Genomic DNA, 25546 nt, shown 5'->3' on the forward strand with positions numbered 1-25546 from the left:
ATATGGGTATCAGAGAAGAGTTTTTAAAATATTTTGAATCAAAAGGGCATAAAATATATCCCAGTGCCCCTCTGGTTCCGGATGACCCTACACTTCTTTTTACTAATGCAGGAATGGTTCCATTTAAAAAGATATTTACAGGCGAACTTCCTCCTCCAGAACCTCCAAGAGCGGCAAGTTGCCAGACATGCATAAGAGCGGGAGGCAAACATAATGACCTTGAAAATGTAGGATATACAGCCAGACACCACACATTTTTCGAGATGTTGGGAAACTTCTCTTTTGGTGACTATTTCAAAGAGGAGGCCATCGCTTATGCGTGGGAATTTGTTACGGATATATTAAAACTGCCTGTCGAAAAATTGTGGGTGACTGTTCATGAGAGTGACGATGAAGCGTATGAGATATGGAAAAAGTATGTAAAAGAGAAGAGAATAAAACGTTTCGGAGACAAAGACAACTTTTGGCAGATGGGTGATACTGGCCCTTGCGGTCCTTGTAGCGAAATATTTTTTGACCAGGGCGAGGAGCACTTCAATGGTCCGGAGGACTATCTCGGAGGCGAAGGAGACAGATTTCTTGAGATCTGGAATCTTGTTTTTATGCAGTACAACAGAGATGAAGAGGGGAAACTTCATCCCCTTCCGAAACCGTCCATAGACACGGGAATGGGGCTAGAGAGGATAACAGCCGTAAAAGAAGGGGTTTTGAGCAACTACGACTCCTCTTTGTTTATGCCTATAATCAAAGAGATAGAAAAACTCACTGGTATTAGGTATGTTTATGAAAAAGGCGCCAGTTTCAGGGTCATAGCAGACCATATAAGGGCTGTGACCTTCCTTCTTGCCCAGGGGGTGATGTTTGATAAGGAGGGGCGAGGATATGTTCTTAGAAGAATCCTTAGACGCGGTGTAAGACACGGTTATATGCTGGGGCTGAAAGAGCCTTTTATGTACAAACTTGTGGATGTTGTCGTAGAACTGATGAAAAATCCGTATAAGTATCTGGAGGAGAAAAAAGATTTTGTAAAGTCCCAGATAAAGACGGAAGAGGAGAGGTTTTATCAGACTATTGAGTCGGGAATGAAGCTTTTTGAAGAGGAACTTTCAAAAGCATCCGGTAAATTCAGCGGGGCTGTTGCCTTTAAACTTTATGATACATACGGTTTTCCTCTCGACCTTACGGAAGATATGCTGAGAGAAAAAGGGATAGAACTCGATATCCAGGAGTTTGAAAAACTTATGAGTGAGCAGAAAGAAAGAGCCAAAGCCGCATGGAAAGGCAGTGGCGATGCGGCTATGAGCGGTGATTTTAAAGAGCTTGTCGAAAAAATCGGTCAAAACCGGTTTGTAGGATATGAAAACAGCGAGGCAGAAGCAAAAATAGAAGCTCTTCTTGATGAAGAGTTCAGGCTCACAGAAAAGCTTGAGCCCAAAAAGAGAGGATGGGTTCTGCTTGACAAAACTCCTTTTTATGCCGAAAGCGGAGGGCAGACGGGAGATATTGGGAAACTGATTGACGAAAGCGGCGAGACAGTTGCTGAAGTTCTGGATACAAGAAAATTTTTCGATCTCAATCTCTCTCTTGTTGAGGCAAAAAAAGAGATTAAAAACCGAGATAGTGTAAAAGCGGTTGTGGACAGATCAAGAAGAGAGATAGCAAAACATCACTCCGCTACACATCTGCTGCATTCTGCTTTGAGAAAAATCTTGGGAGACCACGTTACACAGGCGGGAAGCCTTGTGGAAGCCGAAAGACTCAGGTTCGACTTTTCACATCCGAAACCTCTTACGCCGGAAGAGATAGACAAAATTGAGAATTTTGTAAATGAAGTTATAGCAGAAGCGATTGAAGCCGAAATTATCGAAACCGATTTTGAAGATGCCAAAAAAAGAGGAGCTATAGCTCTTTTTGGAGAGAAGTATGGTGATAGGGTGAGGGTTGTTTCTTTTGGTGATGTTAGTGTGGAGCTTTGCGGCGGTACGCATGTAAAAAACAGTGCCGAAATAGGAAGCTTTTATGTAACCAAAGAGTCGGGAGTATCCAGTGGAGTAAGAAGAATAGAGGCTGTATGCGGTCTGAGTGCTGTAAAAACTGCAAAAGGGTGGAGGAGCAGACTTGCCGAAGCAGCGGCCGAAGTAAAAAACAAAGATGTAATTTTGGGTATCAACAAACTGAAAAATGAAATAAAAGAGCTGAAAAACGAGCTTGCAAATGCCCAGAAAATTTCATCAAAAGAGTTGAAAAGCTATGATATAAACGGCACAAAAGTAATTGTAGACGAGATAGAAGCCGGTGATATCAAAAAGATTATAGACGATATAAAAAATGCAAACGATAAAGTTGCAGTTATGCTTTTTCAAAAGAGAGGAGACAAAGTTCTCATTGCCGCAGGGGCTAAAAATGTTAATGTTAAAGCCGGAGAGTGGGTGAAAGCTATAGCGCCCGTAGTCGGCGGAGGTGGAGGCGGAAGGCCAGATTTTGCGCAGGCTGGAGGCAAAAAACCGGAAATGGTAGAAGAAGCAATGAAAAAGGCGATAGAGTATATAAAAAGTATTTTATAAAAATCGGAGGGGGGGAGATAATGGAGACGATTTTTAATGAATATGCCAGATATATACTCTTCTTACATATTTTGGGGGCTGTTGTCTGGGTAGGTGGCATGATTGCTGTAAGGTTTGCAGTACATCCAGCTTTACAGAACATTCAGGACAGCCGTATAAGACTGGCAAGAACACTTGAGATCGTATACAGACTCTTTATGCTGGTAATGCCTTTTTTAGTTATCATTGTCTTTACAGGTGTGGTAATGAGTATAGGGATGGGATTTAAAAATACCGATTTTGGATATCTTACGCATGTTAAAGAAGGTATCTGGACAGTTATGGCTTTAAATTACGGTTCAATGTTTTATATAAGAAAAAGAGCTGAACAGTTTTTTATTGCAGGAAACCATGAAAAAACGAAATCACTTATGCAGATACTTTCCAAGTATATGTTACCGGTCAATATAATACTTGGTTTGATAGCAATTTTTTTGGGAACGGTGCTCAGAGGGTTTTAAAATATTACCAAAGGAAAGAGATGAAATCATTGGGAAAACATCTTTTAGCTGAATATTACCGATGCGACGAGGATGCGATAAACGACGTGGCAAAAGTTGAAGAGGCTTTGAAAAAGGCGGCAGAAATTGCAGGAGCTACGGTGATAGGGAGTTCTTTTCACCGGTTTGAGCCTTTCGGAGTCAGCGGTGTAGTGGTTATAAGTGAAAGCCATCTTACTATCCATACGTGGCCGGAGTACGGTTTTTCAGCTGTAGATATATTTACATGCGGTGATCATGTAGATCCTATGAAAGCCCATGAGTACCTCAAAAAAGTATTCAGAACGGAAAATGCGACTGTAGAGACGGTTTTAAGAGGTGTTTTGAATATACCGGATCTCAGACACAAGCCGGGAGGAAGTTTTATAAGCGGTCAAGGAACAAAGGTGGAAGATATCGGGAAGAGATGAGTGATAGTGTGAGTGTGGGTGTGGGTGAAATGCCAATCACGAATCACGAATAAATAATAAAAGAGAAACAATGGTAAGACTTTGCAGTGCGAGCGAAACGAGAGCCAAGATACTGAAAGAGGTCGGCATTGAGTTTATACAATGCAGCGGCGATTTTGATGAAGAGGCTCTTTTGGAAAAGTATAGGAGGCCAGAAAGTTTCGTCTATCATGCGACAAAAGGGAAATATGACAACTGTCTTCAGAAATTTGGACTAGATCTTCCTCTTATTGTAGCCGATACCGTTGTCAGTGTAGATGGTGAGATACTGAGAAAAGCGCGGAACAAAGAGGAAGCTTACAGAATACTGAGGCGTCAAAGCGGAAACAGAGTCACTATTCTTACATGTACTATGTATAAATCCGAAAAAAAAGAGTTTGTAGATCTTTCGGCAACGCATTATGTTTTCGATGAATTTGAGGAAGAGGATTTGAAAGAGTATTTAGAAAGCGAAGAGTGGATAGGAAAAGCAGGTGCATGCATGGTAGAGGGATTTTGTAAAAAGTATATAAGAGAAGTCCGTGGATATGAGAGTTGCGCAAGGGGGCTTACTATTGAAAAGCTGCTTCCTTTTATGGATATAAAAAAATGACGAGGTGACGAAGTGAAAAGGAGTATCGCTTTTAAATATTTTTACCTTTTCACTTATCTTAAGGGAACAGATGTATGAAAAGGAACTGAAAGCACTTAAAAGAGCCGGGCGTTTCAGGCACCGAAAAATTTTTGATAAAAATCTTTGCGATTTCGCATCAAATGACTATCTTGGTTTTGCCGAAGATAAAAGGCTTTTGAAAAAAGCATACGAAAAATTAGAAAAATATCCTTTAAATGCTGCGAAAGCTTCACTTCTTGTAAACGGATATACAGAAATTCATAAAAATTTTGAAGATGATTTATGCAGGATAAACGGTTTTGAAGCTGGAATTGTTTTAGGAAGTGGATTTTTGGCAAATATCGCTTTAATAGAGGCGCTACCAAGACGCGGTGATGCAATATTTATAGACGAAGAGTATCACGCCAGCGGAGTTTTGGCTGCAAAACTTACACCTGCGGATGTGGTTTTTTTCAGGCATAACGATCCGGATAACCTGAAAAAAAAGATCAACTCCAAAGGCGTCAAAGGACGTGTTATCATAGCTGTCGAAGGCGTATACTCCATGAGCGGTGAAGTTGTCAAAAAAGAGATATTTGATATCGCAGATGAAACAGATGCGCTTTTGATTGTGGACGAAGCTCACAGCAGCGGTGTTTTAGGGCAAAATCTGACAGGAGTTTTTGATTATTATAATATACCTGTTACAAAGAAGCATATAAAGATGGGGACTTTGGGTAAAGCTTACGGGAGCTACGGAGCATATATACTTGCTTCTAATGAAATAATCTCTTTTTTAGAAAACAGGGCGAAAAGTGTTATCTATACAACGGCACTCTCTATTTTTGATGTTTTATTGGCCCATGAAGCGCTGAAAAAAATTGAAAAAAAGAAAGAAGCTATCAAAAAAAAGTTGAATAAAAGAAAAAAGATTGTAAAAGATATTTTGGGCTATGATATGGAGTCTCTGATACTGAGTGTTCCTGTGAAAAATTCCAAAGAGGCCCTGCAACTGCAAGAAGTTTTGGCCCAAAAAGGATTTTTGACAGGGGCTATCAGGCCGCCTACAGTAAAAGAGCCGATACTTAGAATAATACCGAGATTGAAAGAGAGCTGCGAAGATTTGAAAAAACTGCTAAGAGAAGTAAAAGAATATGTTCAGATGTAAAAAACTTGTTATAAAAAGCCCCCAGAAGGTGCTTGTTGATATATCTTTTGATATAAAAGAGTCACTTGCACTTGTGGGGGAGAGCGGAAGCGGGAAGAGTCTTACACTCAAATCGCTCCTGTTTTTGTTGCCGCCGAATCTAAAAAGCGAAATAGAGTATGAAAGCGATTTTGAACTCAAAAGAGGTGAAACTGTGTCTCTTGTTCCGCAAAATCCTTTTACATCTCTTTCGCCGCTTACAAAAATAAAAGATCAGTTTCTGGCAGAAGAAAAAGTGGCGGCAGAGTTTATGGAGATGGTGGGACTTGAAAAGGAGTTTTTGTACAGGTTTCCGCCTGAACTTAGCGGAGGGCAGTTGCAGCGTACGATAATTGCGATGGCTCTGGTACTGAGGCCAAAGCTACTTCTGTTGGATGAACCGACTACGGCTCTTGATCCCGATACAAAAGAGCTTGTACTGGAACTTATAGAAGATATGCGTAAAAAAATGAATTTTCTGATACTTTTTGTTACTCATGATATTCAGAGCGCATCAAGGCTCTGCAAAGATATATCAGTTATAAAAGAGGGTAAAATCGTAGAGAGCGGAGAGACAAAAAAAGTTTTGGAAAATCCAGAAAAAGAGTATACGAAAAGATTGATAGAAGCAAATTTTGCAAAAAGGGAATTTAGAAAGTGAGATTTTTTATATCTGTTTTGATAGTTGCCTTTCTGGGGCTTTTCGGAGGGCTGCTTTATTACTATAATGAGATTCGCCATGAGGCGGATAAAGTTATAGACTACAGACCTGATCTTACCACAAGAATTTATGACAGAAACGGCAACCTAATAGCAAATATTTTTGATAAAGAGCACAGAATCTATGCAAAATACGAAGAGATACCTCCAAGAGTAATTGAGGCTCTTTTGGCTATTGAAGATACTCTCTTTTTTGAGCATAACGGTATCAATTTCGATGCAATCTTCAGAGCATTGATAAAAGATATAAAAGCTATGAGGCTTGTAGAAGGAGCAAGTACCCTTACACAGCAGCTTGTGAAAAATACCGTTCTGACAAGAGAGAAGAAGTTTTCAAGAAAACTCAAAGAAGTTCTGCTTGCTTTGAAAGTCGAAACTGTTCTTTCTAAAGAGGAGATAATAGAGAGATATCTCAATCAGATATTTTTCGGTCATGGATACTACGGTATAAAAACAGCTGCGTATGGATATTTCAGAAAAGAATTAAAAGACCTTACACTCAAAGAGGCCGCAATGCTTGTAGGGCTTCCCAGAGCCCCCAGTTATTATGACCCTACAAAAAATATGGAACACGCACTTGACCGTGCAAACAGGGTTCTTTCTAGAATGCACAAACTCGGGTGGATAGATGATGCCACTTTTGCTGCAGCATTAAAAGAGGTTCCTATTGTCTACAATGATACTTTGACACAGAACAGAGCGCCTTATGTTACCGATGAAGTTGTCAAGAGGCTCTCAAAAGAGTTAGAAGACCTCAAAAAAGGCGGATATGAGATATATACGACTATCGATCTTGAATATCAGGATCTGGCAAAAGAGGCTCTTGGATTTGGTTATGAAAATATTATCAAAAGAGCAAAAAACAGCGAACAGACAGATAAATTAAACGGTGCCATGGTTGTTATGGAAAATACCACAGGAGATATACTTGCCCTGGTTGGCGGGGTGAATTATCAGGAGAGTTCTTTCAACAGGGCTACGCAGGCAAAAAGACAGCCTGGATCTAGTTTCAAGCCTTTCATATATCAGGCGGCTTTAAATCTTGGATACTCTCCGGCCACTCTGATACCCGATATTGCAAGGACTTATGAATTTGACAATAAAGATATTACCAAAAAGTGGCAGCCCAAAAACTATGAAAAAGATTTTAAAGGATTGATAACGCTCAGAGAAGCCCTTGTACACTCAAGAAACCTTGCAACTATAAATCTTGTTAATGAAATAGGTCTGGTTACTATCTATAAAGAGCTTAAAAAGTTTGGATTTAAAGATATTCCCTTGGACCTCTCTCTTTCATTGGGAAGTATGGGTATGTCGCCTTACGAGTTTGCCGGCTTTTACTCCATAATCTCGAACTACGGTAAAAAGGTTGAGCCAAGGCTTATATCAAAAGTTTTGGACAGGGACAAAGAGACGGTCATAGAGTATGAGGTAGAAAGCAGAGAACTTTTTGAGCCGAAACAGGCATATCTGATGATAGATATTTTAAAAGATGTTGTCAAAAGAGGAACCGGTAGAAGAGCAAAAGTAAAAGGTATAGAACTTGCCGGAAAAACAGGAACTACAAACAACAACATAGATGCATGGTTCTGTGGATTTTCGCCTAGTATAGAGGTTATTGTATGGTATGGAAAAGATGACAATAAGCCTATGAGAAGAGGTGAGGCCGGAGGAGTTGCAGCAGCACCGGTTTTTGGATATTTTTTCAAAAAGCTTTTAAAAAAACATCCGGAGCTAAAAAGAGAGTTTGATATTCCGGACGGTGTGATATTTACTAAAATAAACGGAAAAAAAGAGGTGTTTACAGATATTTCAAAACCGCCTGCTATACAAAATTCCGGACAAGAGAGATTGCTGTTTTAAAAACGAGGAAAGGAAAGAGATGTTTTTTATTGCCGAAGATATGTGTCCCAAATGCAAAACAAAAGGACAAAAAGTAGAACATGAGACTTTGATGTGTCATTTAAAGGATATATCAAAAATTGATAAGGAAAAAAATTACTATTTTTGCTGGAATGAGAATTGCGAAAATATATATTTTACATCTGCCGAGGGGTTAACACAAGAAGATGTGATAAGAGAAGTGGGATATAAGGCCAGTTCAAGTGAAAACGGAATAATCTGTTTTTGTTTCAACTACACAAAAGCGAACATCAAAGCGGATTCTTTTAAAGAGAAGAAACTAAAAGTCAAACTCCATGGATGCAACTGTTCTCTTAGAAATCCCAGCGGGGGATGCTGTACAAGTTTTTTCAAAAATTATGTAAAAGAGAGATTCGGCGAAACAGGGAAATAGGAGGTTATATAGTATCAAAGAGGCGAGAGCCTCTTTGAATATCAGCAAGAGTATGTTGATTTGAATTCGTAAGCTGTAGGTCTTGCTTCGTCAGGCCATACCTGAGTTTCAAATTTGTAGTGCTGATAAGTTTCAATAAACTCATCTGTAAGTACCGGTTTAAGGAAATCGTTGTTAGCTATAAGTGCCTCAAGCGCTTCTCTTAGGGTATGAGGTAGCTGAGGAATTCCTTTTTCTCTGATTTCATCAAGTGTTAATTCAAATAGATCGATATCCATCGGACCTACCGGCTCATATTTGTTTTTTATTCCGTCAAGTCCCGCCATCAATAGAGCAGTAAAAGCAAGATAAGGGTTTGCACTGCTGTCAGGGAATCTCATCTCTATTCTTGTCGATTTTTCACCCGCGCCGAACGGGATTCTGCATGAAGCTGATCTGTTTTGAGAAGAGAATGTCAAAATTGATGGAGCTTCAAATCCGGGAATCAGTCTTTTATAAGAGTTTGTAGTTGCATTTGTCAAAGCTGCTACCGCTTTTGCATGATGGAAGATTCCACCGATAAAATTCTTGGCTATTTCGCTTATGTTTCCATATTCACCTTCTTTATAAAAGAGGTTTTTGCCATCTTTCCAGATGGACATATGTGTATGCATTCCGTTTCCGTTGTCTCCAAAGAGAGGTTTTGGCATAAATGTTGCAGTTTTTCCGTTGATATGTGCAACGTTTTTGACCACATATTTGAGAATCTGAACATTGTCTGCAGCTTCGATGAGAGTACCGAATTTTACACCTATTTCGCCCTGTCCCTGTGCAACCTCATGGTGTCCCAGAGTAACTTCAAGACCTACTTCTTCAAGAACTTTCATGATTTCTGCTCTTAGGTCCATCATACTGTCAACTGGAGGAACAGGAAAATATCCGCCTTTTGTTCCCGGTCTGTGGGCAGTGTTGTAACTTTCAGTATATTCTGTAGCGGTATTCCACTCCCCTTCTTCTGTATCTACTTCAAAATACTGAATATTTATATCATCTTTTATTTTTACATCGTCGAAAATAAAGAACTCGTTTTCAGGACCGAAATATGCCACATCGCCTATTCCTGATTCTTTCAAGTATTCTAGAGCTTTTTTAGCTATAGATCTTGGGCATTTTTCATACATTTGGCCTTTGTATATATCGTATACGTCACAGAAAACTATAACTGTCGGATCAGCAGTGAAAGGATCGATGAAAGCAGTTTCGACTTCCGGCTTCAAAATCATGTCAGACTTGTTTATCGGCTGCCACGCTTCAATAGAAGAACCGTCAAAAGGCATACCGTTTTTAAGCATCTCTTCGTTTACCGCTTTCATCGTATATGTGATGTGGTGCCAAGCCCCTTTTATATCCGTAAAGCGAAAATCGACAAATTCAATCTCGTTCTCTTTGCAGAAACTGAAAAACTCCTCTACACTGTTTACAAATTTACCCATTTGAACAACTCCTTTGATAAATTTTCAAGTCATATTATAATATCGAAAATAATATAAAATTTAAATTGACCTATTGATTAAAAAATGATCAGAAATGAGAAACAATATATATGTATAGTCGATTTTTCTGTTTAAAAATCGACCAATATCCTCTCTTTTTTACGATAGTATGCACATTTTGTGTAACCTATACTTTTTGCAAAATTTTCAATTGTCTCTCTTTTATATCCTACATGATCGGGACTGTGCGCATCGCTTCCGAATGTTATGGGAATGTCTAGTTCATATGCTATCTCAAGAAGCTCTTTTGAAGGATATATCTCTTCTACCGGCTTTCTTATTCCTGCAGGAGAAATTTCGATAACCATATCGGACTTTTTTATTGCTTTGATTGCGTTTTTAGCTATTAGTCTGATATCTTTTTTCGGTTTGAAATTGAAAACTTTTATAAGATCTAGATGCGCAGCTATCTGAAACAGACCGCTTTTTGCCATCTGCTCAATAGCGTCAAAATAGTCCTGCCATATTTTGTCAATATCTTTGTTTTTATATTCACCTATAAATTCAGGGTTGTCAAATCCCCAAAGATCCTGATGTATCAAAATATCTTTATGTTCTTTGGACTTAGGCAAAAAATGAACCGCTCCTATAAGGTAGTCCACTTCCGCACATAAGATCCTATTTTCAATGAGTCCAGGTATAAAATCAACTTCATATCCCAGCAGAATTTCGATACTGTTTTTGTATTTTTCTTTTGCTTCCAAAATGTTTTTTTCGTACAAATCCGCTTCTTCAAGACTCATTCTGTATTTTTGGTCAAATTTCATAGGAGCGTGGTCTGAAAAACCGAAAATATCTATTTTTTTCTCTATAGCCTTTTCTATATATTCATCTATCGAGCCTTCAGCATGATTGCAAAGCGATGTGTGGTTGTGTAAATCGACTCTCATTTTCAGCCTTTTGTCTTTTGTTATAATAAAACTTTGATATATTAATGAATAATCTCTTAAAGGTCATATATGATTAAAAAATTGTTTGCTATTTTTATTATAACCGCTCTTCCTCTAGGAGTGTTTGCGTTTGATGCAAGTGAGGTTGAACGGGCTTTTATGATTGAAAATGAAGAAGCTGTTACAGATATAATAATCACATCTGGATATGCAGACTATGATTTTGAAGTTAAAACAGCTGCTGGCAGATACAGAATGAAAAGATACAAGATATCTCACTATAAAGACAATATTTATATTTTGTACATAAACTTCTGCAAAAAGGATGCAAAGCCCAAAATAGATATGATAGAAGAGATACCTTTTTGGTATAACGGCAAAAAGATAGTTTTCTTGACAAAAAAAGGAAAAATAAAATATAAAATACCAAGCAAAAAGAAGATGATTATCAAAAAATTGCAAAACGGTAATTTTGCAATAATCGAAAAGCCGGCCGTATATAAAATAAAACTGCCTTCATCCAGCGGGACTCTTCACCTAGCTTTAAGTTTTGAATAATCTTAATGTATAATTGCGTTTGAAAAGGAGGGGAGATGGAAATATTTAAAATGATTGAGGAGAATGATACTAAAGGTATTGCAGAAAAACTGTCCGAAATAGAAGATATAAATACTCTAAAAAATAGTGAAAATTTTTCACTTTTAAGATATGCGGTCAACAGAAATGCAGATATAAAAACGGTAGAAATTTTGATAGAAGCAGGTGCGAATATATACGAAATTGATGAAGAGGGTGTGGGTATTTTGGATGATTCCATAAAAAAAGGAAGACTCGATATTGTAAAACTTCTTGTTCAAAAAGGTATAGATCCGAATACTACAAAACGAAAAAGCGGTTTTACACCCCTTATGGCAGCCGTAAGCTACGGATGTGAGGATATAGTGGAATATCTTTTGGAGTACGGAGTTGACAAAAATATCAAAGACAGTTTTAATAAAACGGCATTTGACTATGCGCGGATAACAGGAAATAAAAAAACTTTAAAAATGTTGGAGGAGTATGAAAAGAGTTGAACTTTTAAGTCCTGCCGGAAATCTTGAAAAACTTAAAATCGCTCTAAATTACGGAGCAGATGCTGTATATGGGGGAGTAAGCCACTTTTCTCTCAGAATCAGAGCCGGGAAAGAGTTTGATCTGGAGAGTTTCAAAGAAGGTATCGAATATGCTCATGCGATGGGGAAAAAAGTCTATTGTACAATAAACGGTTTTCCTTTCAATTCGCAGATAAAGCTTTTCAGAACTCATATCCAGAAGATGGCAGAGCTTAATCCTGATGCTTTTATAGTGAGTACTCCGGGTGTCATCAAACTGTGTCGGGAGATTGCTCCTCATATAGACCTGCATCTTTCAACCCAGGCAAATGTTATGAACTATCTTGATGCAGAATTTTATTATGAAGCCGGGGTAAAGAGAATAATTGCGGCACGCGAAATCAGTCTCAAAGACCTTGCAGAGATAAAAAGAAGAGTTCCCGAACTTGAACTGGAGGTTTTTGTACACGGCTCCATGTGTTTTGCTTATAGCGGCAGATGCCTAATAAGTACAATGCAAAGCGGCAGAGTTCCAAACAGAGGAAGCTGTGCAAACGACTGCAGGTTTCCTTATGTACTGTATGCCGAAAACCCCGAAACCGGAACACTTTTCAAGCTTGAAGAGCAGCCCGGTGAGGGAACATACATAATGAACGCTAAAGATCTCAATCTTGCAAGCCATATCAAAGAGATACTTGACAGCGGCGCGGTAGACAGCCTTAAGATAGAGGGGCGTACTAAAAGTCCGTATTATGCCGCAATTACAGCAAAAGCTTACAGGCAGGCTATAGATGACTATTACAGAGGCGAGTTTCACCCCGAGCTTTATCAAAAAGAGCTTCATACAACAAAACACAGAGGTTTTACTGATGCTTATCTAGTGCAGCGCCCATATGAAAAAGAGGGAACGCAAAAACTTGACAGTTCAATCAGTGAAGGAACTCATCAAGTAACTGCCGAAGTTACAGAGGACGGCTTCTATTTTATGTGCAAAGACAGGATGTGCATAAACGATGAGGTGGAAATCATAGCTCCGCCAAACTCTAAATTGGAGCCTTGTGAAAACGAGATAGGAAAAGTTTACGAAAAAGAGGGAAACTGGTTTATCAGATTTTACAAGATAGAAACAAAAAGCGGAAAAGAGATGGAGTGTATTCACAGCGGAAATACAAATCCCGTAAAACTTCCCTGCCGCCTTCCTGCGTTTTCATTTTTCAGGAGAGAAGTTGGAAAAACTGACTAATAAAAAAGTTTTAGCCATCTGGTGGGCTTGGCAGTGGAGAGTTGCCGTAGCTACGATTGTAGCTACTTCGATTTTTACCTTTATGATTGGTTTTATCGGTTCTCTTTTTGGTTTATCAAAAGAAAATATTTATATAATTTCAAATCTTGTTTCAATTGGCATTGGAGTTTATGCCTCGATATATTTTTTAAAATTTGCCCTCCAGAAAAAATACAGAGATTTTAGTATCAAAATTGAGCCTGAAACGGAGTGCATATGTGAAAACGTTGAGGATAGTGTGCAATATAATGAATTTTTAGGCAAAACAGCAAGTAAAAAATAAAAGGAGAATTCATGAGATTTATATCTATCATTATGGGAAGTAAAAGCGATTATGAGGTTATGAAAGAGTGTGCCAATGTATTAGAAAAGTTTGGTGTACAGTATGAGATGATAATATCCAGTGCTCACAGAAGTCCACACAGAACAAAAACATATGTGGTAGATGCAGAAAAAAAAGGCGCAAAAGTGTTTATATGTGCTGCCGGAATGGCCGCTCATCTTGCCGGTGTAGTGGCGTCTCTAACTACAAAACCTGTAGTAGGCGTTCCTATGAAAGGTGGTTTTATGGATGGAATGGATGCGCTTCTAAGTACAGTTCAGATGCCTGCCGGCATGCCTGTGGCAACTGTAGCAGTAGGGAAAGCTGGAGCGGTAAATGCGGCATATCTTGCCATGCAGATACTTGCAATTGACGATGACGAACTGAAAGTAAAACTTGAAGAAGACAGAATAGCAAAAGCTAAAAAAGTGGAGGCTGATTCAAGTGAAATAGAGGTTTTGCTATAACGTGATAGAGATACGTATCTATGATTATGCCGTGCATTACGTATCACGCATTACGTTTTACCAAGGATAAAAATGAATATGAAACCTGATTGTCTGGTATGTCTTTTCAACCAGATGCTAAGGGTCACTAAGGCTCTTGATTGTGACGATATCAGTGCCAAAAAAGTTTTGGATGTGGCTGCTTTAACTTTAGCGAAATTCGATCTAAACCAAACACCGCCTGAAGCCGCTGCAATTCTTTATCCTAAAATATCTAAAGTATTGGGAAAAGAAGATGTTTACGAAACCAAAAAGATAGAGTCTACAAACAAAGCCTTCAAGCTGATGGATTTGGTACTTGAAAAGATAAATAAGAGCGAAGATGATGTGGATGCGGCTTTAAGAGCGGCGGTTGCAGGCAATGTGATAGATTTTGCGACTGAAGTGATATTTGATATCGAAAAAGAGATAGATACTATTTTTGAAACCGAATTTGCTATTGATGATAAGCCTCTTTTTAAAAAGAGAGTCAAAGATGCGAAAACTCTGATGGTTATCGGCGACAATGTGGGCGAACATGTTTTTGACAAAATAATGATGGAGATTCTTTTTGATTTCAATCCAGGTCTGGATATCTACTATGTAACAAGGGGGAAGCCTATCATCAATGATGTTACTCCAAGCGACGTAAAAGCCATTGATATAGACAAAATCGCCACTATAGTAAATAGCGGAGTTGATACACCCGGATTTGTATACGAAAGAGCAAACGAAGAGACCAAAGAGCTTTTTGACAAGGTGGATCTGATCCTTGCCAAAGGTATGGGAAACTATGAATGCATGGAAGAGAGAAAAGACAAAAGAGTTTTCTTTCTCTTCAAAGTAAAATGCAATGTAGTGGCTTCAAAAGTGGGAAAGCGGGTTGGTGATATAATTTGTATGAATAACGGAATCGAATGATAGGTTATGCTAGTGTGAGTGTGTGTGGGTGTGTGATAAAAAATCACAAGTCACGAGTCAAGAAAAAAAGGAGGTTGTATGAGTGAAGCAAAAAAACCTCAAAAAAGAGTAGTACTTTTTACAGGTCCCGGATGCCACTGGTGCGTAAAAGCCAAAAACTACTTTAGGGCAAAAGGGATAAGATTCAAAGAGATAGATATAAGCAGAGATAAAAAAGCGGCACTCGACTGTGAAAGACATGGATGCAGAGGAGTACCTGTTGTACTTATCGGAAGCAGATGGATATGCGGTTTTGATCAGGCAAAAATAAATAAAGAGTTGGGAATTTAGGAGAATAGATGATAACATTCAGCGAACTTTTACTCAAGCTTCAGACATATTGGGCAAACCAGGGGTGCACTATAATGCAGCCATACGATATACCGAGCGGGGCCGGGACATTTCATCCCGCTACATTTCTTAAAAGCCTTGATAACAAACCCTGGTCAACGGCATATGTTGCACCTTCAAGAAGGCCTACCGACGGAAGATACGGAGAAAATCCGAACAGGCTGGGGGCTTATTATCAATTTCAGGTGCTCATAAAGCCTAGCCCCGACAATATTCAGGAACTTTATCTCAAAAGCCTTGAATTTCTGGGCCTTGATATAAAAAAGCACGACATTCGCTTTGTAGAAGATAACTGGGAGAGTCCTACTCTCGGAGCCTGGGGGCTTGGCTGGGAGGTGTGGCTTGACGGCATGGAAATTACACAGTTTACCTATTTTCAACAGGTAGGAGGTTTTACATGTGAACCTGTTGCCGTAGAAATTACATACGGGACTGAACGACTGGCCATGTATCTGCAAGAGGTGGAGAGTGTTTTTGATATCGTCTGGAATGAGTTTGACGGCAAAAAAACCACATACGGCGATGTGCATAAAAGAGGCGAATTTGAATTCAGCAGATACAATTTTGAAGTTGCCGATACGGATATGCTGTTTGAACATTTTGAAAATGCAAGAAATGAGTGTAAAAGGTGTCTTGAGGAAAAACTTCCGCTTCCGGCATATGACCAGTGTCTTTTGGCTTCTCATATTTTCAATACACTTGATGCGAGAAAGGCCATTTCAGTCACACAAAGACAGAACTTCATACTAAAAGTAAGAGAGCTCGCCAGAGGATGTGCGGAAGTTTACAAAGAGGTTACGGAGCTAAAAGAGAGCGCATGAAAATTATAGATATATACAACATTCTTGATGAATTGAGTCCTTTCGAGCTTCAGGAGAAATGGGACAATAGCGGCCTTCAGGTTGGAACTTTTTACGAAGAGCCGGAAAATGTTGTACTTTCAATGGATATAGATGCCGAACTGCTGGAAAGAGTTCCGGCAAATACGCTGCTGATAGTTCATCATCCTCTTATTTTTTCTCCGCTGAAATCTCTTAATTTTAGCGAGTATCCTTCTATACTGATAAGAGAGATGATAAAGAAAAATATCTCAATGATTGCTATGCATACAAACTTTGATAAAACACATCTTAACAGATATGTGGCTCATAAAATTTTGGATTTTGAAAGCGCCATTTGTGACGATTTTATATGCTACTATGATGTGGATATGAGCTTTGAAGAGATTGCAGACTTGGTCAAAAAAAATCTGAATCTGCCGATTTTGAAAAGTGTAAAAACTAAAGAGCGTATAAAAAGAGTAGCTCTTACAACCGGATCTGGAGGATCGCTGATAAAAGAGGTAAAAGCAGACCTTTTTTTAACAGGTGATATAAAGTATCATGATGCAATGGAAGCAAAAGCGGTGGGTCTTAGTATGATAGATATAGGTCATTATGAGAGTGAACGCTATTTTGCGGAAATTCTGGCCTCTCATTTGAAAAAATATGAAATAGAGGTTATAATAACACCCTCAAAAAATCCTTTCGAATATTTATAAAGGGCAGTAATGAAACAGTATATCGAACAGCTTGTTGAGCTCTCAAAGATAGACAAAGAGATAGACGCTTTCGGACCGAAAATCGAAGCGGCCAAAGTAAGACTAGAAAATATTTTAAAAGAAGAAGAGACTATCAAGAAGCAGATAGAGCAGCTCAATGAAGAAGTGGCAGAGTGCGAAATAAAGAAGAAAAAGAATGAACTTCATCTTCAGGAACTTGCAGCAAAGCTTGAGGAGCTTGCTAAAAAGAGCGCACAGGTAAAAACCGAAAAAGAGGCAAAGGCTCTGCAGCTTGAAGAAGAGATTGCCAAAGAGCAGATAAATTTTGCTAATGAAGAGATAGCAAGATATGAAAATATCTGCGAAACAAAGAAAGAGGAGATTGAGAGCCTTAAACAATTGCTTTCCGAACTGGAAGAGAAATTGAGCGCAACAAAAGAGGCTGTTGAAAAAGAGATTGCCCAGATAGAAGAAGAGAGAAAAAAAGTATTTGAGAAAAAAGAAGAGCTTATATCCAAAATGAGCCAAAAAGTTCTTGCTTTTTATGAGAAGATAAGAAGATGGGCAGGAAATACAGCGGTTGTACCTGTGAAAAAACAGGCATGTATGGGCTGCTTTATGAGAATAAATGATAAAACCTATGCAAAAGTTATAAAAGGAGAGGAGATAGTCACCTGTCCTCATTGTGGCAGAATACTCTATCTTGAAAAAGAGGAAGAGACGGTATAGAGCTATAGAACATTGGAACCCGGACACTGGTAAAACCCTGTGTCCAGTGTCGAGGCTGTAAATGTTTCCAATAATATACACTTTAATTTTATCTTTTGTATATCTGCTTTCTATCCCTTTTTTAATCTTTTTGTCTTTCAAAAAAAAATACAGGCATTCAATTCCGGCAAGATTTTTTCTTTATAAAAATCCTCCGTTCAAAAAAAGCGGAGTCTGGTTTCATGCCTGTTCTTTAGGTGAAGTAAAGTCTATACGTCCTCTTTTGGAGAGAGTAAAGGGTATCAAAAATATATCCGTGATAACGCAGACCGGATTTGATGAGGCAAAAAGTTACGGATTTGATACGAGATTTTTACCCTTTGAGATACTTCTTTTTTTCTGGATGAAGCCACAAAAAGTTCTTGTGGTGGCTGAAGCTGAACTATGGTATCTTCTTTTTTATCTTGCAAAAAAAAGAGGTACCAAAACGATACTTGTAAATGGGAGAATCAGCGAAAGGTCATACCCGAAATATCTAAAATTTCGCTGGTTTTACAGAAAAATTTTTGAAAATATTGACAAGGTTTTCTGCCAAAGAGATATCGATAGAAAAAGACTCGAGATTCTTGGTGCCAAAAATGTGGAAGTTGTCGGAAATATCAAATCGGCTCAGGAGTTCAAACCAACCAGAAAATTGAAAAGAACAGAGGAGATTCTCATAACGGCGGCCAGTACGCATGAGGGTGAAGAAGAACTGGTTTTGAAAGCTTTCAAAGAGTACGGCAGAGGAAAACTGGTAATAGTACCCAGACATCCCGAGAGGTTTGATAGAGTGTGGAGGCTTGTCAAAGAGTTTGCCAAAAAAGAGGGATTTAGTTGCGTACGTTTCAGTGAAGATGAGTCTTTCAAAGCCGATATTACCGTTGTGGACAAAATGGGAGAGCTTATAAACATATATGCAATCAGCAATATTGTAATTTTGGGAGGAAGTTTTGTCCCCATAGGAGGACATAATCCTCTGGAACCAGCAAATTTTGGCTGTTCTTTGATAACAGGCCCGAATATTTTCAATCAGCATGAGACTTTTTCAAAGGTGGAAAATTACCATATCTGTGAAAGTGAAAATTTGGCCGATATATTGAAAAAAGAGCTGGGAAAATCCTATATCAAAGAGAAAAACGATTTATCGCCAATTATCAGGGAGATAGAGTGTGGTATGAGATAATCGGGGATGAGATACTGTTTTATATAAAAGCTCAACCCAACAGTTCCAGAAATGAATTTGCCGGTATTTACGATGATTCGCTGAAAGTCAAGATAAAAGCTCCTGCGGTAGAGGGTGCGGCAAACAAAGAGCTTGTAAAATTTCTTTCGAAAAGTTTCAAAATACCCAAAAGTTCCATTGAGTTTTTGGGAGGAGAAACGAGCAAACGCAAAAAGATAAAGATGCAGTATAATGAGAAAATTAAAGAGTTTGTGAAGAAGATGGGGAGTTGAGTTAGTGTGAGTGTGGGTGTGGGTGTGAGTGAATGCTGATTACCGACATCAATTACCAATCACGAATTACGAAAAAAGAAGGAAAAATGAAAGAGAAAGCATACAAGGTACTGGCTTTGCAGCTTGGTATCTCCAATAAAAAAGCAAAAGAGTTGATCGACAGAGGGCTTGTATATGCGGGAGGCAAAAAAGTCTTGATTGCCAGAGGAGAGATCGATACAAAGACAAAGTTCAAAGTAAAAGAGACAAATCCTGTAAAAAAGATTTTTGAAGATGAAAATATTATTGCGGTTGACAAACCGGCACACATTTCAAGTGAAGAGATAGAAAAGGAGAGCGGAGCCAAGCTTTTGCACAGACTTGACAAAGAGACAAGCGGAGTGCTGCTGCTTGTAAAAAATGAAGAGTTTAGGAAAAGAGCTATTGAAGAGTTTAGAAAAGGAAGAGTTTTTAAAGAGTATATCGCATGGGTTCAGGGGATTGTCGCCGAGGAGACAAAAATCGATTTGCCAATTTTGACGGACAAAAAAGGACACAGGGCGAGAAGCAGAATTTCCTATTCAAAAGGAAAAGAGGCTTTGACCACAATTACGCCTTTGGAAATTGCTGCAAAAAAGACAAAGGTCAAAGCGGTGATAAAAACCGGAAGAACCCATCAGATAAGAGTTCATCTCTCAAGAATAGATCATCCGATTATCGGAGATACATATTATAGCGGACCAGAATATGAAAGAGTTATGCTTCATGCCAAAAAAATAGAGCTTTTAGGATACTCGTTTGAAGCGCCCCAGCCAAAGGAGTTTGAAAAATTTATATAATATAAAGAAAAATTTAAGTAAAATTCGGCACTAAAAACTCTTTATTGCAAATTTATAGAAAAGATACAAAAATTTAACAAAAAGGCGGAAAAGAAGTGTTTGAAGCCCTGTCAAGCTCATTTAGCAACGCAATAAGAAAAATAAGATTTAAAGATGATGAAAAAGCTCTTAAAAAAGCGTTGTCCGAACTGAAAAAATCTCTTTTGAAAGCGGACGTACACCATAAAGTTGTCAAAGAGCTTTTGCAAAGAGTCGAACTTGATACAAAAAGAGCAGGCATAGGAAAAGAGAACTTTCTAAAAGCTCTTGAAAAAAATCTTACAGAAATTTTGAGTGTACCGGGAAAACAGGGATTTGTTTTCGCTTCAAAACCGCCTACAGTGGTTTTGATGACAGGTCTGCAAGGAAGCGGTAAAACCACAACTACAGGAAAATTGGCATACTATCTGAAACTTAGAAAGAAAAAAGTTCTTATGGTTGCTGCGGATTTGCAAAGAGTGGCAGCAGTTGAGCAGCTAAAACAGATAGCTTCCCAGATAGAGGTGGACATATACGCTGACGAAAATGAAAAGGACCCTGTAAAGATAGCAAAAAATGCCCTTGATATGGCAAACAAAAATCTTTATGATGTGCTGCTTATAGATACGGCAGGCCGTTTGGCTATAGACGAAGAGCTTATGAAAGAGCTCAAAAACGTCAAAAATGCCGTTAATCCCGATGAGGTTTTCTATGTTGCCGACTCTTTGACAGGACAGGATGCAGTAAGGAGTGCTGCCACGTTCAATAATGAGATAGGTATAACTGGGGTTATCCTTACAAAATACGACGGCGACAGCAAAGGTGGTGTTGCTCTGGGTATTGCCCATCAAATAGGTGTTCCTCTGAGATTTATAGGTACGGGTGAAAAGATGCCCGATCTTGAGGTTTTCATCCCGGAAAGAATCACCGGCAGACTAATGGGGGCTGGAGACATAGAGTCTCTTGCAGAAAAAACGGCTGCGGTTATAGATGAGAAGAAGGCCAAAAAGATATCCAAAAAGCTTCAGAAAGGAAAATTCAATTTTGAAGATTTTCTGGAGCAGTTGGAATCTTTGAAAAAGATGGGGAGTCTAAAGTCTCTTATAGGAATGATTCCGGGTCTATCAAATATGGCCGGAGCATTGAAAGATATAGACCTTGACAACTCAAAAGAGATAAAAAAGATAAGGGCAATGATAAACTCTATGACTCCCAAGGAGAGGCAAAACCCCGACCTTCTCAATAACAGCAGAAAAAGAAGGATTGCTGCGGGGGCGGGACTTTCACAGCAGGAAGTCAATAAAATAATAAAGCAGTTCAACAATGCTGCAAAATTTGCGAAAAAATTTTCCGGCAAAAAAGGTATGCAGGATCTGCAGAATATGATGAATCAGATGAAGCATATGAATATACCCAGGTAGGCCAAAAGATTGATGGGTAAAGAGGTGAAAAGGTGAAAACCTTTTGACTTTTTTACCTAACGTTTAAAAATCAAAAGGAGAAAGTTAATGACAGTAATCAGATTGACAAGAATGGGTAGAAAGAAAAAGCCTTTCTACAGAATCGTAGTTACGGACAGTAGAAAAAAGAGAGACGGTGGATGGATAGAGTCTATCGGATATTACAATCCTCTCACAGAGCCTGCTACTGTAAAATTCGACGAAGAGAGACTTGAGTATTGGCTTGGTGTGGGTGCCAAAATGAGCGACAGAGTGAAAAAAATCACCGGTAAATAATATGATCGAAAAGTTTGTAGAATCGTATGCAAAGCTGATTGCCACGGTTCCGGAAGATATTAGAGTAGAGAGAATCGACAAAGATGATACTTTTGCCGAGATAATCATATATGCCAACAGAGCCGATGCGGGTAAACTGATAGGCAAAGACGGCAAAATGATAGGCGCTATCAAAACCGTCATATCCGGATGCAAAGCAAAGGATGGGATAAGCTATAAAGTAAACGTAAAAGCGATAGAGGAGTGATGTTGGAAAAGGTCGATGTAGCCAGGATAGGAAAGGCAGTCGGCTTGAAAGGAGAACTAAAACTCCATCTTTTTACGGATTTTCCCGAACAGTTTAAAAAAGGTGCAAAGTTTTCTACTAAAAGGGGTAGTTTAACTATAGAGTATTACGACTCCAAAAGAGGAGTTGTAAAATTTGAAGGTGTTGATACTCCCGAAGATGCAAAAAGACTTACAAATCTTCTGCTTTCCACTACCGAAGAGCAGACCAGAAAAAACTGCCAGCTTGATGAAGGCGAGTTTTTCTGGTTTGATATTATAGGGTGCGAAGTTTTTGAAAATGGTGTCAGACTCGGAAAGGTTAAAGATATTCACAGATTTCCCGGTGGCGACTATCTTGAAATAAAAACAGATGATGCACTTGTTGAAAAAGGGCATCCCAAATCTTTTCTGGTTCCTTTTTTGGACAGATATATAAAAGATGTGAACATTTCCGAAGAACGGATAGAAAGCAGCGGTGCTATGGAGATTCTGGAAGCTTCATGAGATTTACTTTTGTAACACTTTTTAAAAACCTGATCGATTTTTATTTTGAGGATTCCATACTAAAAAGAGCGAAAGCTAATGGGCTCATAAAAATAGACTTTGTCAACCCAAGAGAATTTTCAAAAGAGAGACACAAAAAAGTCGATCATTATAAAGCAGGGGGAGGGGCCGGTATGCTTATGACTCCCCAGCCACTCTGCGATGCAATAGAGAGCGTAAAAGAGAAAAAAAGCTGGGTTGTTTTCCTTACTCCGGCTGCAAAAAGATTCAATCAAAAAGATGCAAAGAGACTCTCAAAAAAAGAGCATATAATTTTTGTTACCGGAAGGTATGAAGGTTTTGATGAACGGGTTGTGGAAATCGAAGCGGACGAGGTTTTTTCCATAGGAGATTTTGTTCTGACCGGAGGGGAGCTTGCCGCTTTGGCAATGTGTGATGCCATAAGCCGTAACATTGAAGGCGTTTTGGGCAATATCAGCTCTTTGGAAGAGGAGAGTTTCGAGGAAAATCTTCTTGAAGCACCGGCATTTTGTAAGCCGGTTGAATTTAGAGGCAGTTTTATCCCTTCAGAGTTATTAAAGGGAAATCATAGTAAAATTAGCGCCTTAAAATATAGAATGTCACTGTGTAAAACAAAGTTTTACAGACCGGATCTTTTGAGAGATTCTACGATAAAGGATATAAAATGAGAAATAAATATATAGAGCATTTTGAAAAGTCTCAGATTTCTGAAAAGAGTGTTCCTGAGTTTAAAGCGGGTGATACCGTAAGAGTTGCCGTAAATATTAAAGAGGGCAATAAAACAAGAGTCCAGAATTTTGAAGGCATATGTATTGCTATAAAAGGCGAAGGAACAGGCAAAACATTCACCGTAAGAAAAATCGGCGCCAACAATGTAGGCGTAGAAAGAATTTTCCCTATTTACAGTGACAGTATCGTTGATATAAAAGTTGTAAGAAGGGGACGTGTAAGAAGAGCCAAACTGTTCTATCTAAGAGGAAGAACAGGAAAAGCTGCAAGAATAAAAGAGCTTAGAAAATAAGCTCTTTTTCTTCTGTTTTCTATCTAAAACTGTACTTCAATTTTATTCCCAAATAACTGTTTTTTGTTTTGCTGTCCGGCTCATAGGCATAAGTGACAAACGAGCCACCGCTTGTAAGTGCAACTGTATCGCTATGGTTGATTTCCCAATAGTCGTATCTGTAAAAACCGATAATATCTATTCTCTCTGTCAGGGTGTATTCAAGAGGAATTTCGATTTTGAAGCCTTCCGTGTTACCAAGCTTGAATGTTGCACCATCGTAGAGATATGCTTTCATTTCAGGTGAGAGAGCTTTTTGATATCCCAGTGAGAATCCAAGTGACACTCTCTTTGCAATCTCTTTTTTATAGCCTGCGCCTATATAGAAATATTTCCATTTGTACGTTTCGTCGTAATCCCCTGAATAATCCGATTTTCCTCTTTTCCACTCTCTGTAACCAAATGCAATTTTCGAGTGCAAAGTGCCGTAATTATACTCTTTCTTGCCTATTAAAGAGATTTCAGGCTGCAGAATTGAGACGTTGTCTTTGGTCAGACTCAGAGGTGTACCTCCCCAGGTAGAACCCTCATAATGGCTTTTACCTTTTGTATATTCTATAGATGCGCCTATGTAATATACATCTTTCAAATGAAAAAGGGCCTTTGCATTTATACCGTTCATATCGCCAAACAGATCGGTAGAATCTCCGTCAAGAAAATTTCCACCTGTATCATACTCTTTATAGTCCATTTTCAAAGTTTGCAGACCGATTTCGAAAGAGTCCAAACGGTAGTCATTGTCACTTTGTGCATAAAGTGAAGTTGACAAAACGGCACAAGCGATATAGAGCGCTACTCTTTTTGACATGAAAACTCCTCTAAAAAATTTTAAATATAGAAGAGTATAGTTGAAAACTGATAAAATCTGTATTATAAAGGATAGATGATTCAGTAGTTCTTCATAGCGGCTCTGGCTTCTTTATCCATCATCTTTTTCTTGATGGCTTCTCTTTTATCATGCAAAGTCTTCCCTTTTGCAAGGGCAATTTCAAGTTTGGCAATATTTCTATTGTTAAAATATAGCTTCAAAGGAACTATGGTAAGCCCTTTTTCTGAAGTTTTTCCTATGAGCTTGTTTATCTCTTTTTTGTGAAGAAGAAGTTTTCTTGGTCTCTTTTCATCCGGCCTGAAGTGTGCGGCAGAAGTGCTTAGATGAGAGATATGCATACCAAATATAAAAGGCTCGCCTTTTACTATTTTTATAAAACTGTCCTTCAGGTTTACACGACCGGCTCTTATAGCTTTTACTTCGCTTCCTTCAAGAACGATGCCGGCTTCAAACCTCTCCAGTATCTCAAAATCGTGAAAAGCTTTTTTGTTTCTTGCTATGACTTTCATTTTTGTGTTTTTCCTTCATATATTTGAGTCTGAAAAAGCTGCTGCCGCTGCCGCTCATAAACCAGCCAGGCTGTAGATATTCTTTTAGTTCCGGTTTTACAACAAGAGCCGCTTTTAAAAGGTCATTTACTTCCGTTGCTTCATAATTTTCCATAATATATTTGCTTTTCATTGACGCCAGTTTTTTTGCAAAGGCAATATCTGTATGCTTTAAAAATCTCTTTCTGAAAACCGCGTAGATCTCTTTTGTATCGCATTTTATCCGGGGTGTAATTATATCAAATTCAAGCGTCTCTTCTTCAAACGGCTCTACTATCTCTCCAATGCCGCTTACATTTGCACTATTGTATCCATGTATGAAAAAGGGAACATCTGCGCCGACTCTTTTGCCGAGTTCTGCCATTTGCTTTTTTGAGAGACCAAGACCTATGGCATCATTGGCCATAGTTATAAAAACGGCTGCATTGGAGCTTCCGCCGCCCAGTCCTGCAAAAGATGGTATCTGTTTTTGGACAGTAACTTTGTGGGACCGAAAAAATATTTCGACTCTTTTGTCCAGATCGCAGAGAAGTTTATATGCTTTATATATGGTGTTTTCTTTTGTATCGCACCCGAAATCTCCCTCAAGCTCGAAACCCTTTGTCTCTTTTTCCTCGAAACTGACAATATCGTAAAGATTTTTGACAAGAACAAATCTGGAAATCAGTTCGTGATAATCTCCTCTAGTTCCAACAATTTTTAAAAATATATTAACTTTTGCGTAGGATTTTGCTTTCATTT

The 25546-nt window shown here is 38.6% G+C and carries 32 protein-coding genes; 27 read left to right on the forward strand and 5 right to left on the reverse strand.

Features of this window, described 5'->3' with window-relative positions; translation table 11 throughout:
• Positions 1-2 precede the first annotated feature (2 nt).
• From alaS to EPR_RS01550, 8 genes are all read left to right on the forward strand, one after another.
• Positions 3-2564 (forward strand): alanine--tRNA ligase, encoded by a 2562-nt coding sequence (gene alaS, locus EPR_RS01515; protein WP_200763365.1) that lies wholly within the window; start codon positions 3-5, stop codon positions 2562-2564.
• A gap of 20 nt (positions 2565-2584) precedes the next feature.
• Positions 2585-3064, forward strand: coding sequence for a hypothetical protein (locus tag EPR_RS01520; protein WP_200763366.1), 480 nt, complete (start codon positions 2585-2587; stop codon positions 3062-3064).
• 20 nt (positions 3065-3084) lie between these two features.
• Positions 3085-3513, forward strand: a complete 429-nt coding sequence (speD, locus tag EPR_RS01525) for an adenosylmethionine decarboxylase (protein WP_200763368.1) — start codon at positions 3085-3087, stop codon at positions 3511-3513.
• A 70-nt stretch (positions 3514-3583) separates the two neighbouring features.
• Positions 3584-4144 carry a septum formation inhibitor Maf gene (gene maf, locus EPR_RS01530; RefSeq protein ID WP_200763369.1) on the forward strand — a complete coding sequence of 187 codons (561 nt, stop codon included), beginning with the start codon at positions 3584-3586 and terminating at the stop codon, positions 4142-4144.
• A gap of 70 nt (positions 4145-4214) precedes the next feature.
• Positions 4215-5312: an aminotransferase class I/II-fold pyridoxal phosphate-dependent enzyme gene (locus EPR_RS01535; RefSeq protein ID WP_200763370.1), complete on the forward strand. Its 1098-nt coding sequence runs from the start codon at positions 4215-4217 to the stop codon at positions 5310-5312.
• Entirely contained in the window at positions 5299-5991 is a 693-nt protein-coding gene (locus EPR_RS01540; RefSeq protein ID WP_200763371.1) for an ATP-binding cassette domain-containing protein, read from the forward strand. Before EPR_RS01535 ends, EPR_RS01540 begins: the two co-directional genes overlap by 14 nt.
• On the forward strand, positions 5988-7913 hold the full coding sequence (locus EPR_RS01545; RefSeq protein ID WP_200763372.1) for a transglycosylase domain-containing protein: 1926 nt from the start codon (positions 5988-5990) through the stop codon (positions 7911-7913). Before EPR_RS01540 ends, EPR_RS01545 begins: the two co-directional genes overlap by 4 nt.
• A 19-nt stretch (positions 7914-7932) precedes the next feature.
• Complete coding sequence (locus tag EPR_RS01550) at positions 7933-8346, forward strand: hypothetical protein (protein ID WP_200763373.1); 414 nt, start codon at positions 7933-7935, stop codon at positions 8344-8346.
• A gap of 41 nt (positions 8347-8387) precedes the next feature.
• Here EPR_RS01550 and glnA read toward each other — a convergent pair whose 3' ends face one another.
• Positions 8388-9818, reverse strand: a complete 1431-nt coding sequence (gene glnA, locus EPR_RS01555) for a type I glutamate--ammonia ligase (protein WP_200763376.1) — start codon at positions 9816-9818, stop codon at positions 8388-8390.
• Between the two features lie 131 nt (positions 9819-9949).
• The gene (locus tag EPR_RS01560) at positions 9950-10768 is read right to left on the reverse strand and encodes a histidinol-phosphatase (protein WP_200763377.1); all 819 of its coding nucleotides are present in this window, start codon (positions 10766-10768) and stop codon (positions 9950-9952) included.
• Between the two features lie 69 nt (positions 10769-10837).
• On the opposite strand from EPR_RS01560, the gene EPR_RS01565 reads away from it, so the two are divergent.
• From EPR_RS01565 to rplS, 19 genes are all read left to right on the forward strand, one after another.
• A complete protein-coding gene (locus EPR_RS01565) occupies positions 10838-11326 on the forward strand; it encodes a hypothetical protein (RefSeq protein WP_200763378.1) in 489 nt (162 codons plus the stop codon).
• Between the two features lie 35 nt (positions 11327-11361).
• Positions 11362-11841: an ankyrin repeat domain-containing protein gene (locus EPR_RS01570; RefSeq protein ID WP_200763379.1), complete on the forward strand. Its 480-nt coding sequence runs from the start codon at positions 11362-11364 to the stop codon at positions 11839-11841.
• A complete protein-coding gene (locus EPR_RS01575; RefSeq protein WP_200763380.1) occupies positions 11828-13102 on the forward strand; it encodes a peptidase U32 family protein in 1275 nt (424 codons plus the stop codon). Before EPR_RS01570 ends, EPR_RS01575 begins: the two co-directional genes overlap by 14 nt.
• Positions 13086-13424 (forward strand): hypothetical protein, encoded by a 339-nt coding sequence (locus EPR_RS01580; RefSeq protein WP_200763381.1) that lies wholly within the window; start codon positions 13086-13088, stop codon positions 13422-13424. The genes EPR_RS01575 and EPR_RS01580 overlap by 17 nt, the downstream gene beginning before the upstream one ends.
• 11 nt (positions 13425-13435) lie before the next feature.
• Complete coding sequence (gene purE / locus EPR_RS01585) at positions 13436-13930, forward strand: 5-(carboxyamino)imidazole ribonucleotide mutase (protein WP_200763389.1); 495 nt, start codon at positions 13436-13438, stop codon at positions 13928-13930.
• A gap of 72 nt (positions 13931-14002) precedes the next feature.
• A complete protein-coding gene (locus EPR_RS01590) occupies positions 14003-14869 on the forward strand; it encodes a damage-control phosphatase ARMT1 family protein (RefSeq protein WP_200763390.1) in 867 nt (288 codons plus the stop codon).
• 78 nt (positions 14870-14947) lie between these two features.
• Positions 14948-15199 carry a glutaredoxin family protein gene (locus EPR_RS01595; RefSeq protein WP_200763400.1) on the forward strand — a complete coding sequence of 84 codons (252 nt, stop codon included), beginning with the start codon at positions 14948-14950 and terminating at the stop codon, positions 15197-15199.
• 8 nt (positions 15200-15207) lie between these two features.
• The gene (glyQ, locus tag EPR_RS01600) at positions 15208-16080 is read left to right on the forward strand and encodes a glycine--tRNA ligase subunit alpha (protein WP_200763402.1); all 873 of its coding nucleotides are present in this window, start codon (positions 15208-15210) and stop codon (positions 16078-16080) included.
• Positions 16077-16799: a Nif3-like dinuclear metal center hexameric protein gene (locus EPR_RS01605; RefSeq protein ID WP_200763410.1), complete on the forward strand. Its 723-nt coding sequence runs from the start codon at positions 16077-16079 to the stop codon at positions 16797-16799. The genes glyQ and EPR_RS01605 overlap by 4 nt, the downstream gene beginning before the upstream one ends.
• 9 nt (positions 16800-16808) lie before the next feature.
• Entirely contained in the window at positions 16809-17528 is a 720-nt protein-coding gene (locus tag EPR_RS01610) for a zinc ribbon domain-containing protein (RefSeq protein ID WP_200763412.1), read from the forward strand.
• A 61-nt stretch (positions 17529-17589) separates the two neighbouring features.
• Positions 17590-18732, forward strand: coding sequence for a lipid IV(A) 3-deoxy-D-manno-octulosonic acid transferase (waaA, locus tag EPR_RS01615; protein ID WP_200763414.1), 1143 nt, complete (start codon positions 17590-17592; stop codon positions 18730-18732).
• Entirely contained in the window at positions 18717-19004 is a 288-nt protein-coding gene (locus EPR_RS01620; RefSeq protein WP_200763415.1) for a DUF167 domain-containing protein, read from the forward strand. The genes waaA and EPR_RS01620 overlap by 16 nt, the downstream gene beginning before the upstream one ends.
• Positions 19005-19090: 86 nt before the next feature.
• Complete coding sequence (locus tag EPR_RS01625; RefSeq protein WP_200763416.1) at positions 19091-19822, forward strand: RluA family pseudouridine synthase; 732 nt, start codon at positions 19091-19093, stop codon at positions 19820-19822.
• A 95-nt stretch (positions 19823-19917) separates the two neighbouring features.
• Entirely contained in the window at positions 19918-21261 is a 1344-nt protein-coding gene (ffh, locus tag EPR_RS01630; protein ID WP_200763417.1) for a signal recognition particle protein, read from the forward strand.
• Positions 21262-21348: 87 nt separating this feature from the next.
• Positions 21349-21576, forward strand: a complete 228-nt coding sequence (gene rpsP / locus EPR_RS01635) for a 30S ribosomal protein S16 (protein ID WP_200763421.1) — start codon at positions 21349-21351, stop codon at positions 21574-21576.
• 1 nt (position 21577) lies between these two features.
• A complete protein-coding gene (locus EPR_RS01640) occupies positions 21578-21823 on the forward strand; it encodes a KH domain-containing protein (RefSeq protein ID WP_200763422.1) in 246 nt (81 codons plus the stop codon).
• Entirely contained in the window at positions 21823-22347 is a 525-nt protein-coding gene (rimM, locus tag EPR_RS01645; RefSeq protein WP_234697146.1) for a ribosome maturation factor RimM, read from the forward strand. Before EPR_RS01640 ends, rimM begins: the two co-directional genes overlap by 1 nt.
• On the forward strand, positions 22344-23036 hold the full coding sequence (trmD, locus tag EPR_RS01650) for a tRNA (guanosine(37)-N1)-methyltransferase TrmD (protein ID WP_200763425.1): 693 nt from the start codon (positions 22344-22346) through the stop codon (positions 23034-23036). The genes rimM and trmD overlap by 4 nt, the downstream gene beginning before the upstream one ends.
• Positions 23033-23389, forward strand: coding sequence for a 50S ribosomal protein L19 (rplS, locus tag EPR_RS01655; protein WP_200763426.1), 357 nt, complete (start codon positions 23033-23035; stop codon positions 23387-23389). The genes trmD and rplS overlap by 4 nt, the downstream gene beginning before the upstream one ends.
• 19 nt (positions 23390-23408) lie before the next feature.
• On the opposite strand, the gene EPR_RS01660 is transcribed toward rplS, so the two are convergent.
• The 3 genes from EPR_RS01660 to EPR_RS01670 all read right to left on the reverse strand — a co-directional run bounded on the left by EPR_RS01660 (position 23409) and on the right by EPR_RS01670 (position 25544).
• Complete coding sequence (locus EPR_RS01660; protein WP_200763427.1) at positions 23409-24236, reverse strand: hypothetical protein; 828 nt, start codon at positions 24234-24236, stop codon at positions 23409-23411.
• 80 nt (positions 24237-24316) lie between these two features.
• Complete coding sequence (gene smpB / locus EPR_RS01665; RefSeq protein ID WP_200763430.1) at positions 24317-24766, reverse strand: SsrA-binding protein SmpB; 450 nt, start codon at positions 24764-24766, stop codon at positions 24317-24319.
• Entirely contained in the window at positions 24723-25544 is an 822-nt protein-coding gene (locus EPR_RS01670; RefSeq protein WP_200763432.1) for a 4-(cytidine 5'-diphospho)-2-C-methyl-D-erythritol kinase, read from the reverse strand. The genes smpB and EPR_RS01670 overlap by 44 nt, the downstream gene beginning before the upstream one ends.
• Between the last annotated feature and the right edge of the window lie 2 nt (positions 25545-25546).

Source organism: Nitrosophilus alvini, assembly GCF_015100395.1.
Classification (GTDB): Bacteria; Campylobacterota; Campylobacteria; order Campylobacterales; family Nitratiruptoraceae; genus Nitrosophilus; species Nitrosophilus alvini.

Bases quoted from the DNA above. Each gene is read 5' to 3' on its own strand.
- EPR_RS01575 (WP_200763380.1), top strand. From the start codon at position 11,828: ATGAAAAGAGTTGAACTTTTAAGTCCTGCCGGAAATCTTGAAAAACTT.
- EPR_RS01550 (WP_200763373.1), top strand. From the start codon at position 7,933: ATGTTTTTTATTGCCGAAGATATGTGTCCCAAATGCAAAACAAAAGGA.
- EPR_RS01560 (WP_200763377.1), bottom strand. From the start codon at position 10,768: ATGAGAGTCGATTTACACAACCACACATCGCTTTGCAATCATGCTGAA.
- glnA (WP_200763376.1), bottom strand. From the start codon at position 9,818: ATGGGTAAATTTGTAAACAGTGTAGAGGAGTTTTTCAGTTTCTGCAAA.
- EPR_RS01520 (WP_200763366.1), top strand. From the start codon at position 2,585: ATGGAGACGATTTTTAATGAATATGCCAGATATATACTCTTCTTACAT.
- waaA (WP_200763414.1), top strand. From the start codon at position 17,590: ATGTTTCCAATAATATACACTTTAATTTTATCTTTTGTATATCTGCTT.
- EPR_RS01590 (WP_200763390.1), top strand. From the start codon at position 14,003: ATGAATATGAAACCTGATTGTCTGGTATGTCTTTTCAACCAGATGCTA.
- rplS (WP_200763426.1), top strand. From the start codon at position 23,033: ATGAGAAATAAATATATAGAGCATTTTGAAAAGTCTCAGATTTCTGAA.
- trmD (WP_200763425.1), top strand. From the start codon at position 22,344: ATGAGATTTACTTTTGTAACACTTTTTAAAAACCTGATCGATTTTTAT.
- alaS (WP_200763365.1), top strand. From the start codon at position 3: ATGGGTATCAGAGAAGAGTTTTTAAAATATTTTGAATCAAAAGGGCAT.
- EPR_RS01610 (WP_200763412.1), top strand. From the start codon at position 16,809: ATGAAACAGTATATCGAACAGCTTGTTGAGCTCTCAAAGATAGACAAA.
- EPR_RS01640 (WP_200763422.1), top strand. From the start codon at position 21,578: ATGATCGAAAAGTTTGTAGAATCGTATGCAAAGCTGATTGCCACGGTT.
- rimM (WP_234697146.1), top strand. From the start codon at position 21,823: ATGTTGGAAAAGGTCGATGTAGCCAGGATAGGAAAGGCAGTCGGCTTG.
- EPR_RS01535 (WP_200763370.1), top strand. From the start codon at position 4,215: ATGTATGAAAAGGAACTGAAAGCACTTAAAAGAGCCGGGCGTTTCAGG.
- EPR_RS01570 (WP_200763379.1), top strand. From the start codon at position 11,362: ATGGAAATATTTAAAATGATTGAGGAGAATGATACTAAAGGTATTGCA.
- smpB (WP_200763430.1), bottom strand. From the start codon at position 24,766: ATGAAAGTCATAGCAAGAAACAAAAAAGCTTTTCACGATTTTGAGATA.
- EPR_RS01595 (WP_200763400.1), top strand. From the start codon at position 14,948: ATGAGTGAAGCAAAAAAACCTCAAAAAAGAGTAGTACTTTTTACAGGT.
- maf (WP_200763369.1), top strand. From the start codon at position 3,584: ATGGTAAGACTTTGCAGTGCGAGCGAAACGAGAGCCAAGATACTGAAA.
- rpsP (WP_200763421.1), top strand. From the start codon at position 21,349: ATGACAGTAATCAGATTGACAAGAATGGGTAGAAAGAAAAAGCCTTTC.
- EPR_RS01670 (WP_200763432.1), bottom strand. From the start codon at position 25,544: ATGAAAGCAAAATCCTACGCAAAAGTTAATATATTTTTAAAAATTGTT.
- EPR_RS01660 (WP_200763427.1), bottom strand. From the start codon at position 24,236: ATGTCAAAAAGAGTAGCGCTCTATATCGCTTGTGCCGTTTTGTCAACT.
- EPR_RS01625 (WP_200763416.1), top strand. From the start codon at position 19,091: ATGAAAGAGAAAGCATACAAGGTACTGGCTTTGCAGCTTGGTATCTCC.
- purE (WP_200763389.1), top strand. From the start codon at position 13,436: ATGAGATTTATATCTATCATTATGGGAAGTAAAAGCGATTATGAGGTT.
- speD (WP_200763368.1), top strand. From the start codon at position 3,085: ATGAAATCATTGGGAAAACATCTTTTAGCTGAATATTACCGATGCGAC.
- EPR_RS01565 (WP_200763378.1), top strand. From the start codon at position 10,838: ATGATTAAAAAATTGTTTGCTATTTTTATTATAACCGCTCTTCCTCTA.
- EPR_RS01540 (WP_200763371.1), top strand. From the start codon at position 5,299: ATGTTCAGATGTAAAAAACTTGTTATAAAAAGCCCCCAGAAGGTGCTT.
- EPR_RS01605 (WP_200763410.1), top strand. From the start codon at position 16,077: ATGAAAATTATAGATATATACAACATTCTTGATGAATTGAGTCCTTTC.
- glyQ (WP_200763402.1), top strand. From the start codon at position 15,208: ATGATAACATTCAGCGAACTTTTACTCAAGCTTCAGACATATTGGGCA.